This is a genomic window from Lysinibacillus sp. OF-1 (assembly GCF_028356935.1).
Lineage (GTDB): Bacteria > Bacillota > Bacilli > Bacillales_A > Planococcaceae > Lysinibacillus > Lysinibacillus fusiformis_D.
On sequence record NZ_CP102798.1, the window covers coordinates 3285224 to 3301010 of the forward strand.

Consider the following 15787-nt stretch of genomic DNA (forward strand, 5'->3'; position numbering starts at 1 on the left):
AACAAATTCATGAAACTCCCATCCTTTATTGACCAGATCATGTTTTACAAAGTAATCTCCCAAGACTTCTAAAAGACAATCATTCATTCTTTTCACCTACCGAATTAATTTAATAGCGCGATCAATAACATCAATAACATTTGGATTTTTTGCACCAGCCGCCATTTTTTCTAAAGATGAAATTACATCCTCTTTTTCAGCATTTGGCAGATATTTTTTTAATATGATTTTGTCACCATCAATGTAGATTTCTACTGGATCCTTTTCCTCAATACCTAATGTGCGGCGTAATTCTTTTGGTAAAACCACACGACCTAACTCGTCTACTTTGCGAACAATACCTGTTGATTTCATTTTGCTTTCCCCTTTCGATTTAGAGCTCCCATTTTTGCATAAATATTTGCAATTACGACACCAGTCTTAGTTAGCTCTGGATTTTGATAGAATAATTTATTTTGGTTCATTCTTGCCAACTGGGCTTGAGTAATCAATTGTAAATTCTCTAAAGTAATATTTTGCTTATCTCTATCAAGAAAAATCAGGACACTGCCTTTCGGTATTGGCCCATTCCCTTCTTCCCAAATGACTTTGTGTTTATGGCGCCAACGTTCATGCCAAGCACCTTTGTCCGAAACTTTAATTAGTACATAACCGTCTCGATCAACTCGCTCAGTACCCACAGGCTTATAGTTTTTCGGCTGATGGCCCTTTTTAAATTGAGTTTCAATGCCACCTGTTGTAACGCCCTTCAACCCTTTATTAGCTGGAACATGACCCTTTTTAAAACATCCAGTTCTTCCGCTAAGAATCTGATAGCGACTTAATGCTCCCGTGAGTTGTCCCATTGAAATAGCTAAATTAAAATGAGTATTGAACATTTCAAGTAATTGTTTCTTTGAATGTGAAACATAATGTTCCCTTAAATATTCAAGCTCTTCTTTCGACCACCAATGCACGTTTTACCCCTCCAATAGCTTCGGTTTTTTGGCATCTGCGTTAAGATGATCATCATATACAGTTTGAGCCTTTAAAACTAATGAACCGTTAGCAATGATTTGGTTAGCTACATCTGTAACAGCCTTCGCACGATTAATTTCTTCTACTAGCTGATCACCTTTTAAATCTTCATCATTTAAGCGTTCAAGCTGTGCAAATAAATGGTTGTTTAAATCTCCTAATGTGTTCCGCAATTAATCCCACCGCCTTTCAGGGCTTGGTAAACATTTTTGGCATAGGCCACTTGTTGCTTAATGTATGGATCTGTTTCTTTGCCACCGCTGGCAAGCCAATCGCCTATACGCTGTTTCACATCTGATAAAACGTTTAAAGGTAACTCATAGGCGATTTGGTGTAATTCATACAGCGGGCTAACGTTGCATGTTAATGCTTCACCAACCAATGCAACTGGAACTGATTTAATGTTCACTGGATTCACCTTAATGACCTCCTTTTCACTCGCTTATTCAACTCAGCCTGCTTATCCTCACCCGACATTGCTAGCCATTGTAGGTTGGTTGTGTTCATTTGGTTTCACACCCTTCCTTTTTCCACTCCCCTTGCAACCATTGGTCAATAGCATCTAAATGAAATATCCATATATGTGAAGTGAGTTTTACATGAGGTATTTCACCACTGTGAATTAAATTTAAAAGAGTTGATTTTCCAATAGGGCAATTATGTTCAGTTAAATACTGCATTAATTTATCTACTGTTCTTACTGCCCTAATCTTCTCAGTCATACTTTCACTTCCTCTCTAATAACTAATGAAATGTATTAAATTTCTAAAATTTTACGAATGTGTCTGATATGCTCTTGTGCTTTTGGACCCGTTTTATTACCACGAATAATGTCTGATAGATAGACACTAGAAATACCAAGCATTTTTGCTAAATCTTTTTGGCTCATCTTGCGTTTGAATAATTCTGAACGTACTAGAGCACCTAACTCTTCTGACATACCTTAGCCTCTTTTCTTAAATCATCCAAACTTACTTCTAGGGCATCTGCAATCTTACACATCACTCGAAAAGTAGGGTTAGGATTATCACTGTTTTCTATCATTTGAAGAGTAGATTCATTAACCCCTGATAGTTTTGCAAGTCGATATCTTGATAACTTGCGATATTCTCTTATCTCTCTCACACAAAAATTCAATATATAGTACCTCCAATCATTTGACCACCACAATATATTGTGTTAAATTACAGTTATATTAATCTAAGGATGTGATTATATGACTAGAATCCCTTATGCTGACAGCGCTGGTCAACTAGGCGTGGTGGTAGAACTTCAACATGCTGCTGATGTATTTTTAGTAGACCAAAATAATTTTAGAAAGTATCAATCAGGACAACGTTTTGAGTATTATGGCGGTCATTACAACAAGACACCTGTAAAAATCAACGTCAAAGGCATGGGTAGATATTTTTTAATCGTCCGTGGCGGTGGTAGATACCGTTATGAGTTCTTCTAATCAAATGCTTTTTTCCTAGAAAGGTGGTGTGAAATATGGCTAATAAAAAGCAAACATCTAAAAGTGTTGCTTCAAAAGCTAGCAAGATATTAAAAGATAACCGTTATAGCGCTACTTCTAAATCGGTTGCGGCTTCTGCTCTTGCTCAAGCTAAGAAGAAATAGCTCTCAAGTTCTTCTCTAGTTGCAGTGATGCAATAAACTCTTTTTGAAGGTAGATTGTATATTGCTTGGTCTTCACACCAATGAAATGCCCAGGCACTATACTTTCTATCTCAATTGGTATTTCTATTACTAATTCGACATTTTCATATTCGTCACCATTAACAAGTGCTAGGCGCTTGACTTTCATTTGTTTTCTCCTTTTCATTTTCTAACGTTGCTACCGTCACATCAGCTATAAGTCTGATTATGCTAGTTCATTGGCTACCAGCTCAGCGCTTTAAATATTTGGTATAATGTTCCTATCTTAAATTGATAGGCGGTGATAAACGTGTCAAAACACATTGATAAAAAAGATTTTGCTTTAGCAGTAGTATCTGGAAATCCTGTGGCGGGAAATACACCAGAAGAAATTGCTAAAAAGGCTTTAGAACTTTATCAAACTGCTGTTAAAGTTGCAGATGATCACAACAAGTTAAACGGATCAGGTATGAAAGTTCTGAAATAATCACACATAATGGGCGAGGAGCATTTTAGCGATAATTGCTACTTGTTCCTCGTCAATTCCACTTTCAATTAAAAAGTTGACGACTTTCTTGTAATTCTCGAAAGTTTCTGTTGGATAAAGCACTAAAGAGTTTCCCATTATTTTCACCTCCTTTATTTCCTTTTATTTAAACTGTGCAAGATAGTTCGTTTTCCCCCAGTACACAATTCGTGTACTCTATATCAAAAAAAAGAATAACAGGATTTTCACCTAAAATTTCTGCTATTATTTGCATTTCATTTTTTTTAAATTCTCTTACACCGTTAATTTTATTTCCTAAAGCAGATGCAGTTAAAAATACACCTCTTTCTCTCATAAGAAATGCTAATTCTTTTATGGTCATACCATTAGCAGCAAGCACTCCGCGCAATTTTGGAAATGTAACTTCTTTTTTCACAATCTCACCTCCTTGTTCAACATCATAGTACACATTTCGTGTACTGTCAACAAAAAACATTAATTTAATTTACAAAATGTGTACTGTATAGTATATTATGTGTTGAAGGGAGGTGAAACATTGGTTGATATATCAAAAGTTTTAAAAGATATTATCTCAAAAAGTGGGATGGAGCAAGAAAGATTCGGGGAAACCATCGGACTTAAAAAGGCAGCTTTTAATAATTATGTGCAAGGTCGAAGAGAATTACCTAAGTCTGTAATCTCAAAAATGATGGAAGTCCATGGAATTAATCCAGCAGTGTTTTTTGATAAGAATGCCCCTTTATATATTAGAGATATATCTGGTGCAAATATTAAAAACTTACCAACAAACCTTATCCCGGTCCAGCCTAACTTTGTGGAAATACCAATCTTAGGTAACATCGCTTGCGGAGACCCCATCACAGCAATTGAAAATCATGATGGGTATAGGTATGAACCTGAGGAAACGTTACCAAGTGGGAATCTATTCTACTTAAAAGCGAAAGGCAACAGTATGGAACCAACAGTTCCAGACGGCTCATACGTATTAATACGAGAACAACCAGAAATAGAATATGGACAGATAGCAGCTGTGTTAGTGAACGGTGATACGGAAATAACGTTGAAGCGTATTAAGAAGCAAGGAAACGCCATCTTCCTCATGCCTGATAATCCTAAACATGATCCGATTTTAGTGGACGAAAACAATCCGGTAAGAGTTATTGGAAAAGCAGTACGTTATACACAAGATTTATAAATTAATACTTAAACGTTTAAGCATTAAAATCAAGAAAGAGCAGGCTCATTCGTCTAGCTCTTTTCTTAATACTGAATAAAGGGGAATTTATATGGCAAGTTATGAAATTTTAAACCCTACTAAAAAAGGTGAACCACGAATAAAAATTACCGTGGAAGAAGGCTATGATGATAGAGGACGGCGCATTCGTTTTACAAAAACTGTACGTATGAAGAGTCTATCTGATAGAGCGATTAAAAAGGCTATAAAGGAATTTGAACTTGAGGTGGCAACATCTAATAAGGTAACCAAAAACGAGGAACTTTCATTTGAAGCTTTTGTATTGGAAAAATGGATGAAGTTGCATGTGAAAAAGAATTTAAGATTAAGAACCTATCAAACTTACAATAGCACACTAACAAATTACATCATTCCATTTTTCAAAGGTATGAAATTAAGCAAGATTAAACCGATTGATATCGAGGAATTTTTTGCTTATGAGAAAGATTCAGGACGAAAAAACTTGAAAGGCAAGTATCTGATCCTGAAAAGTATATTTACGAAGGCTATAACATGGAAGTTTATCTCTAAAGAGAATGATCCCATGGAAGAAATAAAAGAACCAAATGTTGATAAGCGACATCGAGAAAAGAGTTATTACAATGAAGAGGAACTTTTGATTTTATTCAAAGTACTTGAAGGAGTGCAACCGAAACAAAGAATAGCAATAAAAATGGCAGCAGTATTAGGACTAAGACGGTCTGAAATCTTAGGTATACGCCACCACTCTGTTAATTTTAATAATAATACTATTTTAATCGATGCACAATTACATTATGACCATGAACATAAAAAGTTTTTACTTGGCCCTCCTAAAAATGGATTAGCAAGAACTGTTATAGTTCCAGATAAATTTATGGAGGAGATAAAAGAATATATGAAAGAACATAGGAAACAAAAAGAGTTATGCGGCGATGCATGGGAACCAGCAATTGACGAAAATGGAGAACCTCTTGATTTACTATATACCAATCCATACGGATACCCGAATCATATAAACAGTATCACAAATGAATGGGTAAAGTTATTGAAAAGGCACAATCTTGATTATATAAATTTCCACGGATTGCGGCACTCTTTCGCTTCTTTTATGGTGGCCAAAAACTCAAATATTAAAGTAATTCAAGAACAGTTAGGACACACCGATGTTAGACAAACAATTCAAACATACAGTCATTTAACAAAAGATTTCAAGTTAAAAGAGCTTTCAAAGTTTGACGATATTTTATAACGTTGGTCACTTTTTGGTCACTCATTTTATATTTCCTAGTATCTAAAGCCTTTTATACCAGTAAATATAAGACTTCTCTTCCCTGGGATGAACGATCGAGGCGTTTAAACTACCTATAAAAATGGTCTGTTTATGAATAATTTGATTCTTGATATTCAGAAAAAGAACAACAAAATGCTCTTGGTTAAGCGACGTCATATCAGGCATTAAGTAGGCTGCTGCATCTTGCGGAGAACGTATCGTAAATTTCTCAATATTTTGTTTTTGAGCCAATCGTCTACCAAGTTCAATGGCTGCGAGTAATTGAATGGCTTTCACCTCACCGATTCCTTTAATAGCCACCATTTCTTCGATGGTTGCATGCTTCAAATGATGTAAACGTTCAAACACATTTAATACTCTATTTGCAAGAGCAAGTACAGATTCTTCCTTCGTCCCTGTTCTCAATAAAATGGCGAGCAGCTCTTGATTGGATAGACTTTCAGCCCCTTGCCGTAACAGCCGTTCACGAGGACGATCCTCCATATGGACATCACGTATCATCAAACTTGGTAAAACCTCTTCCAGCAAAAATACTCACTCCTTCGCAAATTGGATAATTTGTCGTGCTACCAATTGCGAAAACAAAGCTGCAAGTGGTAGACCTACAACATTGTTATAATCTCCTTCAATTCGTTTAACTAATAGTGTGCCTACTGTCTGAATACCATAACCACCAGCTTTATCAAATGGATCTCCAGAATCTACATAGGCTTCAATTAACTCTTGTGATAAATGATGAAAAATAACTGTAGTTTCCTCTACAAAAATCGTTTCTTTTCCATTTGGTTCGATAATTGCTACCGCTGTCATAACAACATGCTTGTTGTCTGACAATCGCTGTAAATGTGAAATAGCTTCCTCACGTGTTTTTGGTTTATGTAGTAGCTCATCCTTGTAAACCACGATTGTATCTGCACCAATAATCGTGGCATTAGGTGCTTTTCTGGCTACATCACGCGTCTTTAATAAAGCCACTCCCTTTACATAATCCTGCATAGTATTGGCTTGTACACTTGTTTCCTCCACTTCACTAGTCATTACTTCAAACGGAAGTGCTAACATGCCCAGTAATTCCTTTCTCCTTGGTGACGCAGAAGCAAGGACAAGCTTATAATTTGTTTTCAACATGATCTGACCATTCCTCCTTATCCTTATGATAACGAAGAATAGACGATTTGAAAATTTTCAAAAAATCAAGATAATGATACTTTCGCGATCTTTTATGCTTAAAACTTCACCTGAAGACATGTATTTTTAGATTGATAATGCGCAAAAACATGCAGTCGAATAATGTTAACATCGTTGGAAATAGTAGAGGCAGCCGCTCCAATTGATTGCCAATCCTCTGGTAATGTAGAGTCCTTTCCATTTTCTTTAAAATTTAATTTTGTAGCTTTTTTGTCTGCTAAGGCTGTTGGCAGTTCTGCAAGTGTTGGTTCCTTACAGCTTGCGCCACTGACAGTAAATGCTTTTTTAAAGGTTGCGGGTTCCTGTAAAAATTCTAGCTGACTTTCTTCTGTTACCATGCTTGTCCATACATAGAATTTTCCATCAACCTGAACAATCGCACTCTCTTTTAATGCTGGGTATTCCGCAACAAAAGAACTGGCACTCTCATAATTCGAATACACACCTGCTTGACTGGCAAAAAACATAGGGGCATTAGATGTATTGGTTGTCTCACCGGCAGTTGGAATCGTCTCTGTTTTTGATTGATTATTTGCTACTTCACTACCATTTATCTTTAACGGTAACTGTGTACTGGCCTGTAACACGCCTAAAAAAATCGCCACACCTAATAAACCAACAAATCCACCAATAATCATTGCTCGAAATATTTGTTTTTTTATCACATGACTTACAATTTTCATGCATCTATCACCTCACCCTTCCACCGATCTATCCAACTAGTAGCGTTGCAAAAATTCGATGACTCAATATGATATAAGTATATGTAGATTACGAAGTGTAAATGCGAGTTAATTGTGATTTGCTACAGAACTGTTGAAAGGAAAACATGGTCTCTAGCTATAAAAAAACTAGGACTCCCTCTCAAGAGTCCTAGTCGGTTTATTCTTTTAATCTATTACGTACCGCTGTTAGTAAATACAATGAGCCAGATACGATTGTTCTTTGCTGACTTAGTGACTGCGCCTGTAAAAAAGGTACATAATCCACAAGGACAGCTTTGGATGCTGCATTGGAAAGGGTTAGCATTTGTTGCGCAGTCATCGCTCGCGGATTGTCAAAATCAACAAAATAAAAATTATCGCTGACCTGCTCAAAAAGGCGGAGAATCTGCTGTACGTCTTTATTTGCTAATATACCGATAACAAATGTTATGCGCTCATTTGGAAACTCACATTGAATCGTTTCCACTAATTTTTCCGCACTTGCTGGATTATGAGCACCATCTAAAATAACACAGGGCATTATTTCTTCAAAACGTCCTAAAATAGTAGCCCTTTGCACTGCCTGACGTATAGCTACTTCACTCGTAGATACATCTAATACAGATGCCACTTCAAAAAATGCTGTAATGGCAAGTGCCATATTATTCGCTTGATGTGTTCCCTTCATAGACCGAGTTAGTTTTGCTATTTGAAACTGTTGCACTACATTGGTATAGCATTCTCCATCAGCTGTTGATTTGACAGTAAAATGTTGACCTAATGCTAGAACATTGGCATTTTTCCGAGCGGCTTCATCATCAACAATACGCTTAGCTTCATCTGGTAAATCACCTATAATGACAGGGCGAGATCGTTTAATAATGCCTGCTTTGTGACGGGCAATATGGGCAAGCGTATCTCCTAAAAATTTTGTATGTTCTAACGCGATGCTTGGGATAATGGAGACAATCGGTGTTACCACATTCGTGCTATCCAGTAACCCACCCATACCTGCTTCAATAAGCGCGATATCCACGTGCTCATTCACAAAATGTAAAAATGCAGCTACAGTTAGTAATTCAAAATCCGTTAGTTTTTCACTAAGCTCTGCCTGTTGCATTTGTTGAAAAACTCGATCCATTTCAGCTTCCGTTATAGGGTGACCAGCTATTTGAATTTGATCATGGACATCCACTATACATGGAGACATAAATTTGCCTACGCGTAAGCCATGTTCTTGAGCAATTGCCTCCAGAAACGTTAACGTAGATCCTTTACCATTTGTGCCTGCTAAGTGGACAACACGCAATGTTTGCTCGGGGTTTCCTACTAAGGACAAGGCCTCTTCAATCGCCTCAAGACCAGGTTTAATCACATCATCGCTTTTGACATGCCATTTTTCTTTATAATGATCAAGTTTTGGAATCATTGTCCTTCCTCCTCTAGCCATTGTCGAACTTCCGCTATAAAGTATAAAGAACCTGTAATGACCACAATATCCTCTTCATGGCGTTCATGTAGTACAGTTTGAACAATTTCTAGCCATTCTTCGTGATGTGTTTTATGTGCATGTGTCGATAACATCGCTAAGCTCTCGGCAGGCATTGCATTGGGCAGGTTTATTTGCGTAAAAGCAATTGAAATCGCCACAGCATCCATTAGCTCTATACTGTTGGCATGATCCTTATCAGCCAATGCTGCATAAATGAATCGATATTGGTTGTTAGGATAGACATCCTTGAGTGTTTGGATTAGGGCAGCTGTACCTTCTGAATTATGAGCGCCATCTAGCACAATATGATTCGGCCATTGCTCGAAACGGCCAGCCCACTGTGCGCGTTGTAGTCCTTGACGAATTGTATCATCAGCAAAGGAAAGGTATCCGTCTTCACGTAATAAAAGTAGAGCCGTAATAGCAAGACTTGCATTATTAATTTGATGGGGACCAGCCATTTTTAAAGGTACATCCATCATCACGACCTGTTCTTTTTTATATGTAAATTGCTGATAATCTGTGCCTTGCTCACTATTTGTCACCGTAAAATCTTGTCCTAAAACGAAGCATGGTGCGTGTCGTTCCTCTGCCGTGGCTTTAATAACAGCTAATGCCTCCTCATTCCTAACTCCTACTACAACTGGTACGCCTCTTTTGATGATGCCTGCTTTTTCACTGGCAACCTTTGCGAATGTATCACCTAAAAATGCAGTATGCTCTAGCGAAATCGTTGTAATAATCGCTAAAAGCGGCGTGACGACATTGGTCGCATCTAAACGTCCTCCAAGCCCTGTTTCAATAATCGCTATATCTACTCCTTGATGGGCAAAATATTGAAACATAATCAGTGTGACTACCTCAAAAAAGCTGGGAAAATCGCCATTGTATTGTTCTTCTATAATTTTGGCTAGTTGATTGAAATAGGCTAAAAATTGCTCATCCGAGATTTGCTTGCCGTTAATAGTCATCCGTTCATTGACTCTCTCCAAATGCGGGGACGTAAATGCTCCTACTTTGTAACCCGCATGTTGTAGCATTTCTCTTAAGGCATTCACCGTAGAGCCTTTGCCATTTGAACCTGCCACATGAATTACACGTAGTTGATTGTGCGGATGACCTAAATGGGCAAGTACTTCTCGCATGAGGACAAGTGGTGCACGTTTATGATCAACTGCTTTTAATGTAAAGATAAATTTTGTACATTCGTTCATTGTGTTAAACAAAAGAAACACTCCCTCTTACTGCAATACCTTTATTTTAGTACAAGTAATGTTTAATAACATCGTTAAATAGCAAAACACTCGAAAAAACACGCTGCTAGCGACTGCGTGTTAGTTTTATTTTTTCAATTAATGTACTTGGTGAGCATCTAATAGAACCCCCATATTGTCAATAGCGGGAGAATATTTGGACGTTGTACTCATTCAAAGGGGTTTTTAACATTTAAATATCGAAATTCGAGCAATACTCATTTATTTTTTGAATCGTTAATAAATCTGTACGTGATAACTGGATACAATTCTGTTGAGGTTTATTTGCTAATAGAGCACACGTCCACTGGCATTAAATAAACGATAATACTTTGCTTCTAATAATTTCAAAAGATTCGTTTCTATCAGTACCCTTGCACTTACAAAATCTAATTCATCACATGCTTTATTGACTTTCGTAATAATTGTGGCAATGTGTCCTGTCAACCTCAACACCTCCACTTTTCATACAATAGGCTCTACAAAAAGGGGGCTAGCCATCCCAATTCACCAAAACATTCAGGTTTTTTATCCTACTGAACGAATGATAACACTAATCTATTAGACTTATTATTTCGAATAACACTATATTTTAACCTAATTACACACATACCTTTTGCTCCATATAAAAAAGAAGCAATGGATGACTTTACAGCCATCCATTGCTTCCTCATTACATATTTTTTAATTCTTCTAAACGTTTTAACACAACAGCATGCTTGCTTTCATAATCTGCTAATTTTTCACGCTCTGCATTGACTAACGCTTCAGGTGCTTTCGATACGAACTTCTCATTTGATAACTTACCAGTAACAAGCTTTACTTCTTTTGCCCATTTCTCTAACTCTTTTTCAAGGCGAGCAATTTCTTCCTCTAAGTTAATAAGACCAACAAGTGGTAGGAACACTTGCGCTCCTGTGACAACAGCCGTCATTGATTGACCTGGTGCCTCTAAACCTTCACCAATTGTGAGGGTATCAGGATTACAGAATTTTTCTAAATAGCCTTGATTCGCTTCAAGAACAGCTACTGTTGCTGCATCTTTCGCTGAAATAAATAGCGGTACTTTTTTGCTCATCGGTGTATTCACTTCCGCACGAATATTACGTACTGAACGTATAATATCCATTAGGAGCTTCATATTATCTGCTTCATCAGCAAAATGAAGATCCGCACGTACTGTTGGCCATGCAGCCACTGTAATCGATTCACCTTCATGTGGTAAGTGCTGCCAAATTTCTTCTGTAATGAATGGCATAAATGGATGTAATAAACGCATTGTTTGATCCAGTACGTAAGCTAAAATAGAACGAGTAGTCTTTTTAGCTACTTCATCCTCACCATAAAGTGGTAATTTCGCCATTTCAATATACCAAGAACAGAAATCATCCCAAATGAAATTGTATAATTCACGACCAACTTCTCCAAATTCATAACGTTCTGCAAGAGAAGTTACACGTTCAATCGTTTCATTTAAGCGTGTTAAGATCCATTTGTCAGCAACGGATTTTTCACCTGTTAAGTCGATTTCATCATAGGTCATACCGTCCATATTCATAAGTGCGAAACGTGATGCATTCCAAATCTTATTGGCAAAATTCCATACTGCCTCTACTTTTTCAGTTGTATAGCGTAAATCTTGACCAGGTGATGAACCAGTCGCTAGGAAATAGCGTAAAGAGTCTGCACCGTATTGCTCAATAACATCCATTGGATCTACACCATTACCAAGTGACTTACTCATTTTACGACCTTCGCCATCACGTACTAAACCGTGAATTAACACATCTTTGAATGGGCGTTGACCTGTAAATTCAAGGCCTTGGAAAATCATGCGAGATACCCAGAAGAAAATAATATCATATCCCGTTACTAATGTGCTGGTTGGGTAATAACGTTTATATTCTTCATTTGCCTCATCTGGCCAGCCCATTGTAGAAAACGGCCAGAGCGCAGAAGAGAACCAAGTATCGAGTACATCTTCATCTTGCGTCCAATTTTCGGAATCAGTTGGGGCTTCTTTTCCTACGTAAACTTCGCCTGTTTCATTATGATACCAAGCTGGGATTTGATGGCCCCACCATAATTGACGAGAAATACACCAATCACGGATATTCTCCATCCAACGAGAATATGTGTTTTCAAAACGAGCTGGGACAAAGTTTACTTTCCCTTCTTCATCTTTTTGAAGCTCGAGGGAAGTGTCAGCAAGTGGTTGCATTTTAACGAACCATTGTGCTGAAAGGTATGGCTCAACAACAGCACCAGAACGTTCAGAGTGACCTACTGAATGCATATGCTCTTCAATACGAATCAGCACGCCTGCTTCTTGTAAATCAGCAACAATTTGCTTACGGCATTCAAAACGATCCATCCCTTTATATTTGCCAGCAAGATCATTCATTGTACCGTCTTCATTCATCACAAGAATGCGCTCTAGGTTGTGACGATTTCCAACTTCAAAGTCGTTCGGATCATGGGCTGGTGTCATTTTTACAACTCCAGTACCAAATTCCTTATCAACATAGTCATCAGCTACAATCGGAATTTCACGACCTACAATCGGTAAAATAACTGTTTTACCAATTAAATGCTGATAGCGCTCATCGTTCGGGTGAACAGCTACCCCAGAGTCACCGAGCATTGTTTCAGGACGTGTTGTAGCAACTTCTACATATCCTGAGCCATCCGCTAAAGGATATTTCATATGATAGAATGCACCTTGCACATCCTGATAAATTACCTCAATATCAGATAATGCTGTTTTCGCTGCTGGATCCCAGTTGATAATACGTTCGCCACGGTAAATTAAACCTTTTTCATATAACTCAACAAAAACTGTTTTAACTGCATCTGAAAGACCTTTATCTAGTGTGAAACGTTCACGTGTGTAGTCTAAACCAAGGCCAAGCTTTGCCCATTGATCACGAATATGTCCAGCATATTCTTCTTTCCATTCCCATGTTTTTTCAAGGAATTTTTCACGGCCTAAATCATAACGTGTAATATTATCCTCACGCAGTTTTGCTTCTACTTTTGCTTGTGTTGCGATCCCTGCATGGTCCATACCTGGTAACCAAAGGGCATCATAGCCTTGCATGCGTTTCATACGAGTAAGGATATCTTGTAATGTTGTATCCCAAGCATGCCCAAGATGTAATTTACCTGTTACGTTCGGTGGTGGAATAACGATGGAATAAGGCTTTTTCCCACTTTCAGGCTGTGCCTCGAAAAATTTCCCTTGTAACCACCATTCATAGCGACCGGCTTCAATGGACTGTGGGTCATATTTAGTTGGCATTGAAATGTTTTCTGTCATCTTGACTCCTCCTATTGTTTGAAGACTATTGGTAAAGAAATGCTGTTCATTTTTTTACCCAATAAAAAAACTCCTCTCGTCTAAAAGGACGAAGGAGTTTTAATTCGCGGTACCACCTTTAATTCCAGCAGCGGTTAAGATCAATGCTAAATGACACATTTTCTCAGCCTTCCCTACTGGCTCTTAATTCGGTAACGGTGTTTAACCGGCTTTAACTACTGTTAGTTCACTAAAGCTGCTCAAGGGCTACCTTCAATTAAGTACAAATAGAAACTTCTCAGCTACCGTTTCCTCTCTGAAAATGTAGACATAATTTACTCTTCCCTATCATAGCATCTGTATTTGATTTTCCTTATTGTACCGCAGAATCGTGTCATTTTTCAAGTGATTTAGTCATCTTTTAGTAAGAGTAAAGTAAATAGAAAAGGAAGTGACAATTCAATGCGTCGACGCAAGTATAACCCTTGGCTTTTACCTCCTTGGCTACGACAAGTTCGTTTTTATTGTAGAACCATTATTGTGCCAATTTGTGCTTTTCAGTTTATCCGTGTCATTATTGTGCCAACATCAGGCGATTTAGTCTTCTTATTGCTCCTACTACTTCTCTGCTATTTACTTTTGAAAGACATCATTTGAAACACGGACTTTAAGCGGTGTATACTCTTCTGTTAGGTCCCAAATCATGGAAGGCACTTCATGCCAAGTGCTGGATTCACGTACAACAATATGGCTTGAGGATTCTCTCATTACTATCTTTTGGTCAACTGTTGTAGAGGTCTCTTGGCGTGAAGCTGCTGCTACTGCGGTAGGTTGTTTCACTTGAACACTTTCCTCGATCACAGCCATTTTTTCTTCTTGATCGAAAGCATGAGCCATTAGGTGTGGATTGTCTAAAGTATCATTTTCAACAACGGGTTCATATTCGTTAAAAATACTTGTAACTGTCCACTCAAGCTGACACATCTGATTCGACAGACTAGGGCGAATATCTTTGACCATTAAATCTTTGACATCCGATTCTTTTGGTAAATCCACATGTAAAGGGACAGCATACTCAAAATAACCAGTATCTCCTTGGACATCAAGGGCATCAATTGTAATTAAATTATCATCACCTGTAAATGCTTGCATATCTTGAAAATCAAAACGAACATGTGCCGTAATATGGTAGATGCCCATTAATCGAAGTGAATTCTCTAACTGCATGGCTTGCCACTGTGGTTTAATTTGTACAGCAGCTAATTCTGTTGGGCAACCATATCCAGGAAAACAAAATGTTTCTCGCATATTCCAAGTTTTTTGTTCGATAATAATCCCTCCCTTTGCATCATATGACGATTTAAAGGATAGTATGCTAGTGTGTTTCAAGTTGAACATAATTATAAATAGATACTACTAGAAAAATGGCATGCTAGAATATTACTTCTAGCATGCCATTTTCATGGATGTTCTTATCATTTAAACATTGACTAATTTAATTTTATTAGCTACACGATCTGTTAGCATTTGTGTTGCCTTTGGTACAATCGGTTTAAAAATCGGATTTAACACAGGGCCAGCTAAGCCGCCAGCAACGACTTCTAAAAAACCTGTCATTTTTGTGTTTTCAGCATCAATGCTTTCTGCAAGGAAATAGCCATTTCCAGTGAAATTATCAGAAAGACCCTTTAATTCGAATGTAACTTTTGATGGTGCTACCCATTCTAAAATTGTAATTTCTACTTGTACCGTTTTTTTCAAAACGCCAACATTGCCTTTAAAAGTCCATGTTGAATGTTTGTCATCAATCATTTCGTGTGTATTATAACCTGGGACAAGCTTTGCCCATTTTTCCATATCACTGACGAATTCCCATACATTATCAATTCCTACGGGTACTTCGACCATGTGTGTGCCAGTTGCCATATTAATTCACTACTTTCTATTATGAATAGCTATATTATAAACGATATCGCCCACAATTTGGCCATGCTGAAAGATATAATTTTAACAAAAACAGGTCCTTCATCCAGTATAGAAGTTCTTATTTGCTAGTTAATATATGCTATACTTTCTCTTTTGCTCATTCATTGCTCAAGTACTAGAATGACTTCCATCATAGAAAACCATTAATCGTAAGCGCTTGCGGTTTTCTGCCTCTGTCGCTTCACTTTAAGCTGAA

Annotated in this window: 23 protein-coding genes, 1 pseudogene and 1 other annotated feature; of the genes and pseudogenes, 5 read left to right on the top strand and 19 right to left on the bottom strand. The window is 37.6% G+C overall.

The features are described from left to right. Window positions 1–96: 96 nt before the first annotated feature. From NV349_RS16090 to NV349_RS23260, 7 genes are all read right to left on the bottom strand, one after another. Complete coding sequence (locus NV349_RS16090; RefSeq protein ID WP_058844898.1) at window positions 97–354, bottom strand: AbrB/MazE/SpoVT family DNA-binding domain-containing protein; 258 nt, start codon at window positions 352–354, stop codon at window positions 97–99. Next, window positions 351–956, bottom strand: coding sequence for an HNH endonuclease signature motif containing protein (locus NV349_RS16095; RefSeq protein WP_271910574.1), 606 nt, complete (start codon window positions 954–956; stop codon window positions 351–353). Before NV349_RS16095 ends, NV349_RS16090 begins: the two co-directional genes overlap by 4 nt. A 3-nt stretch (window positions 957–959) precedes the next feature. Further along, on the bottom strand, window positions 960–1190 hold the full coding sequence (locus tag NV349_RS16100) for a hypothetical protein (protein WP_058844896.1): 231 nt from the start codon (window positions 1188–1190) through the stop codon (window positions 960–962). Further along, window positions 1175–1435, bottom strand: coding sequence for a DUF6877 family protein (locus tag NV349_RS16105; protein ID WP_271910576.1), 261 nt, complete (start codon window positions 1433–1435; stop codon window positions 1175–1177). The genes NV349_RS16100 and NV349_RS16105 overlap by 16 nt, the downstream gene beginning before the upstream one ends. An 85-nt stretch (window positions 1436–1520) precedes the next feature. Then, window positions 1521–1739: a helix-turn-helix domain-containing protein gene (locus tag NV349_RS16110; protein ID WP_271910578.1), complete on the bottom strand. Its 219-nt coding sequence runs from the start codon at window positions 1737–1739 to the stop codon at window positions 1521–1523. Between the two features lie 35 nt (window positions 1740–1774). Next, complete coding sequence (locus NV349_RS16115) at window positions 1775–1957, bottom strand: helix-turn-helix domain-containing protein (protein ID WP_271910580.1); 183 nt, start codon at window positions 1955–1957, stop codon at window positions 1775–1777. After that, complete coding sequence (locus NV349_RS23260; protein ID WP_423791710.1) at window positions 1942–2142, bottom strand: helix-turn-helix domain-containing protein; 201 nt, start codon at window positions 2140–2142, stop codon at window positions 1942–1944. The genes NV349_RS16115 and NV349_RS23260 overlap by 16 nt, the downstream gene beginning before the upstream one ends. A gap of 91 nt (window positions 2143–2233) precedes the next feature. Here NV349_RS23260 and NV349_RS16120 point away from each other — a divergent pair, with 91 nt between their 5' ends. Both NV349_RS16120 and NV349_RS16125 read left to right on the top strand, forming a co-directional pair. Beyond that, window positions 2234–2473 carry a DUF1883 domain-containing protein gene (locus tag NV349_RS16120; RefSeq protein ID WP_271910581.1) on the top strand — a complete coding sequence of 80 codons (240 nt, stop codon included), beginning with the start codon at window positions 2234–2236 and terminating at the stop codon, window positions 2471–2473. Between the two features lie 35 nt (window positions 2474–2508). Further along, window positions 2509–2637 (top strand): hypothetical protein, encoded by a 129-nt coding sequence (locus NV349_RS16125; protein WP_271910583.1) that lies wholly within the window; start codon window positions 2509–2511, stop codon window positions 2635–2637. Here NV349_RS16125 and NV349_RS16130 read toward each other — a convergent pair. Next, window positions 2624–2824 (bottom strand): hypothetical protein, encoded by a 201-nt coding sequence (locus NV349_RS16130; protein WP_271910585.1) that lies wholly within the window; start codon window positions 2822–2824, stop codon window positions 2624–2626. The two genes, NV349_RS16125 and NV349_RS16130, sit on opposite strands and share 14 nt — an antisense overlap. Window positions 2825–2965: 141 nt before the next feature. Here NV349_RS16130 and NV349_RS16135 point away from each other — a divergent pair, with 141 nt between their 5' ends. Further along, the gene (locus NV349_RS16135; protein ID WP_271910586.1) at window positions 2966–3142 is read left to right on the top strand and encodes a hypothetical protein; all 177 of its coding nucleotides are present in this window, start codon (window positions 2966–2968) and stop codon (window positions 3140–3142) included. Here the strand turns inward: NV349_RS16135 and NV349_RS16140 are convergent, their stop codons facing one another. Then, window positions 3143–3280: a hypothetical protein gene (locus NV349_RS16140; protein ID WP_271910588.1), complete on the bottom strand. Its 138-nt coding sequence runs from the start codon at window positions 3278–3280 to the stop codon at window positions 3143–3145. Window positions 3281–3308: 28 nt separating this feature from the next. Beyond that, window positions 3309–3578 carry a hypothetical protein gene (locus tag NV349_RS16145; protein ID WP_271910590.1) on the bottom strand — a complete coding sequence of 90 codons (270 nt, stop codon included), beginning with the start codon at window positions 3576–3578 and terminating at the stop codon, window positions 3309–3311. A gap of 120 nt (window positions 3579–3698) precedes the next feature. On the opposite strand from NV349_RS16145, the gene NV349_RS16150 reads away from it, so the two are divergent. Further along, window positions 3699–4358, top strand: coding sequence for a LexA family transcriptional regulator (locus NV349_RS16150; RefSeq protein ID WP_271910592.1), 660 nt, complete (start codon window positions 3699–3701; stop codon window positions 4356–4358). 91 nt (window positions 4359–4449) lie between these two features. Next, window positions 4450–5628, top strand: coding sequence for a tyrosine-type recombinase/integrase (locus NV349_RS16155; protein ID WP_271910594.1), 1179 nt, complete (start codon window positions 4450–4452; stop codon window positions 5626–5628). A 78-nt stretch (window positions 5629–5706) separates the two neighbouring features. On the opposite strand, the pseudogene radC reads toward NV349_RS16155, so the two are convergent. The 9 genes and pseudogenes from radC to NV349_RS16205 all read right to left on the bottom strand — a co-directional run. After that, window positions 5707–6171 (bottom strand): annotated as a pseudogene (radC, locus tag NV349_RS16160) (RadC family protein); the annotation flags it as partial. Between the two features lie 33 nt (window positions 6172–6204). After that, window positions 6205–6798 (bottom strand): Maf family protein, encoded by a 594-nt coding sequence (locus NV349_RS16165; RefSeq protein WP_036124089.1) that lies wholly within the window; start codon window positions 6796–6798, stop codon window positions 6205–6207. A gap of 98 nt (window positions 6799–6896) precedes the next feature. Then, window positions 6897–7541, bottom strand: coding sequence for a hypothetical protein (locus NV349_RS16170; protein WP_058844888.1), 645 nt, complete (start codon window positions 7539–7541; stop codon window positions 6897–6899). Window positions 7542–7740: 199 nt separating this feature from the next. Then, window positions 7741–8991, bottom strand: a complete 1251-nt coding sequence (locus NV349_RS16175) for a bifunctional folylpolyglutamate synthase/dihydrofolate synthase (protein WP_271910596.1) — start codon at window positions 8989–8991, stop codon at window positions 7741–7743. Next, window positions 8988–10268 carry a bifunctional folylpolyglutamate synthase/dihydrofolate synthase gene (locus NV349_RS16180; protein WP_180957786.1) on the bottom strand — a complete coding sequence of 427 codons (1281 nt, stop codon included), beginning with the start codon at window positions 10266–10268 and terminating at the stop codon, window positions 8988–8990. The genes NV349_RS16175 and NV349_RS16180 overlap by 4 nt, the downstream gene beginning before the upstream one ends. 327 nt (window positions 10269–10595) lie before the next feature. Then, a complete protein-coding gene (locus tag NV349_RS16185; RefSeq protein ID WP_230593861.1) occupies window positions 10596–10754 on the bottom strand; it encodes a hypothetical protein in 159 nt (52 codons plus the stop codon). 226 nt (window positions 10755–10980) lie between these two features. Further along, a complete protein-coding gene (locus tag NV349_RS16190; RefSeq protein ID WP_036124012.1) occupies window positions 10981–13626 on the bottom strand; it encodes a valine--tRNA ligase in 2646 nt (881 codons plus the stop codon). Between the two features lie 81 nt (window positions 13627–13707). Next, window positions 13708–13966 (bottom strand) — a binding site (T-box leader). Window positions 13967–14238: 272 nt separating this feature from the next. Beyond that, the gene (locus NV349_RS16200) at window positions 14239–15003 is read right to left on the bottom strand and encodes a valyl-tRNA synthetase (RefSeq protein WP_271910601.1); all 765 of its coding nucleotides are present in this window, start codon (window positions 15001–15003) and stop codon (window positions 14239–14241) included. Between the two features lie 81 nt (window positions 15004–15084). Beyond that, window positions 15085–15531, bottom strand: coding sequence for an SRPBCC family protein (locus NV349_RS16205; RefSeq protein ID WP_036124000.1), 447 nt, complete (start codon window positions 15529–15531; stop codon window positions 15085–15087). Between the last annotated feature and the right edge of the window lie 256 nt (window positions 15532–15787).